This is a genomic window from Streptomyces sp. WELS2, assembly GCF_013870595.1.
Taxonomy (GTDB): Bacteria; Actinomycetota; Actinomycetes; order Streptomycetales; family Streptomycetaceae; genus Streptomyces.
Genome location: NZ_JACBWZ010000995.1, coordinates 1 through 2051 on the forward strand (window position 1 = coordinate 1; position 2051 = coordinate 2051).

General features: G+C 71.9%; 2 protein-coding genes. Both read right to left on the reverse strand.

Features of this window, described 5'->3' with window-relative positions; genetic code table 11:
- Positions 1-106: 106 nt before the first annotated feature.
- Entirely contained in the window at positions 107-316 is a 210-nt protein-coding gene (locus H5J33_RS32730; RefSeq protein WP_181798343.1) for an acyl-CoA carboxylase subunit epsilon, read from the reverse strand.
- Between the two features lie 25 nt (positions 317-341).
- A complete protein-coding gene (locus tag H5J33_RS32735) occupies positions 342-1886 on the reverse strand; it encodes an acyl-CoA carboxylase subunit beta (protein WP_181798344.1) in 1545 nt (514 codons plus the stop codon).
- Between the last annotated feature and the right edge of the window lie 165 nt (positions 1887-2051).

A 2051-nucleotide genomic window follows, 5' to 3' on the forward strand; every position in this document is an offset into this window, starting at 1 on the left:
GCGCGCGGTGCCGACGCCTCGTCGGGCGCGTGGGGAGAGGACACGTGCTGCTCCGTGGTTCTGTCGTGGTCCGCGGTGGTACGTACGTGTGTGCCGGACGGGCCGGCTACGAGGCGGTCTGCCAGCTGTGCGAGGCCAGGAATCCGGCGTTGCGCTCCAGCCGGAACCAGCGCGCGGCGGCCGGACGCGGGGCGGCCGGTTCCGCCGCGGCGCCCGCCCGCTGCGTGAGCGCGGTCAGCACGGCCGTCAGAGCGGCGAGTTCCTCGGCGTCGGGCCGTCCCCGGACGATCCGGAAGAGGGGCTCCGTGGTGCTCATGGACACAAGACCTCCGTTGCCGGTGTCACTGGGGCGGGTTGCCGTGCTTGCGCATCGGCAGGTCGGCGTGCTTGGTGCGCAGCATCGCCAGGCTGCGGATCAGGACCTCGCGGGTGTCGGCCGGGTCGATCACGTCGTCCACCAGGCCGCGCTCGGCGGCGTAGTACGGGTGCATGAGCTCGGCCTTGTACTCCTCGACCCGCTGCCGGCGCACCGCCTCGGGGTCGTCGGCGGCGTTGATGTCCCGGCGGAAGATGACGCCCGCCGCCCCCTCCGCGCCCATCACCGCGATCTCGTTGGTCGGCCAGGCCAGTGCCAGGTCGGCGCCGATGGAGCGGGAGTCCATGACGATGTAGGCGCCGCCGTACGCCTTGCGCAGCACCACGGAGATCCGCGGCACGGTGGCGTTGCAGTACGCGTACAGCAGCTTGGCGCCGTGCCGGATGATGCCGTTGTGCTCCTGGTCCACGCCGGGCAGGAAGCCGGGCACGTCCAGCAGGGTCACGAGGGGGATGTTGAAGGAGTCGCAGGTCTGCACGAAGTTCGCGGCCTTCTCGGACGCGGCGATGTCCAGGACGCCCGCCAGGGACTGCGGCTGGTTGGCGACGATGCCGACCACCTTGCCGTCCAGGCGGGCCAGCGTGCAGATGACGTTGGTGGCCCAGCGTTCGTGGACCTCCAGGTGGGTGCCGTCGTCGACGATCTCCTCGATGACGGCCCGCATGTCGTAGGGCCGGTTGCCGTCGGCCGGCACCAGGTCGTACAGGACCTCGCCGCGCCGGTCCGCCGGGTCGTCGCAGGGCACGGCCGGGGCGCCCTCGCGGTTGTTGGCGGGCAGCATCGACAGCAGGAAGCGGACCTCCTCCAGGCAGGTCTCCTCGTCGTCGTACGCGAAGTGCGCGACGCCCGAGGTCCGGGAGTGGACGTCCGCGCCGCCCAGCCCCTCCTGACCGATCTCCTCGCCGGTCACCGCGCGCACCACGTCGGGGCCGGTGATGAACATCTGCGAGGTGCCGCGCACCATGAACACGAAGTCCGTCAGCGCCGGGCTGTAGGCGGCGCCGCCCGCGCACGGGCCCAGCATGACGCTGATCTGCGGGATGACGCCGGAGGCGCGGGTGTTGCGCTGGAAGATGCCGCCGTAGCCGGCGAGCGCGGTGACGCCTTCCTGGATGCGGGCGCCGGCGCCGTCGTTGAGCGACACCAGCGGCGCGCCCGCCGCGATCGCCATGTCCATCAGCTTGTGGATCTTCTGGGCGTGGGCCTCGCCGAGCGCGCCGCCGAAGATGCGGAAGTCGTGCGCGTAGACGAAGACCGTCCGGCCGTGGACGGTGCCCCAGCCGGTGATCACCCCGTCGGTGTACGGCTTCCTCGTCTCCAGGCCGAAGCCGGTCGCGCGGTGCCGGCGCAACTGCTCGATCTCCTGGAAGGAGTCCTTGTCGAGCAGCAGCTCGATGCGTTCGCGGGCGGTGAGCTTGCCCTTGTCGTGCTGGCGCCGCGTCGCCTCCGGGTCCGGGCCGCCCCGGGCCGACTCCTTGATGTCGAGCAGCTCGTCAAGCTGTTTCCTCATGGGTACCCTCCGGTTCCCTTGCCAACTGGTCGGTGGACGAGCCCGTTCAGGCCGCCCGGCCGGCGGGGTCCTGGGCGGCGAAGGCCTCGAGGACCCCGGTGATCCGCCGGGCGTCGTCCGTTCGGTAGGTCCGGGCGCCGGGCACGATGCGACGGCACAGGCCGC

Excerpts from the sequence above, each read along its gene's own strand:
- H5J33_RS32730 (WP_181798343.1), bottom strand. The coding sequence starts at position 316 with ATGAGCACCACGGAGCCCCTCTTCCGGATCGTCCGGGGACGGCCCGAC.
- H5J33_RS32735 (WP_181798344.1), bottom strand. The coding sequence starts at position 1,886 with ATGAGGAAACAGCTTGACGAGCTGCTCGACATCAAGGAGTCGGCCCGG.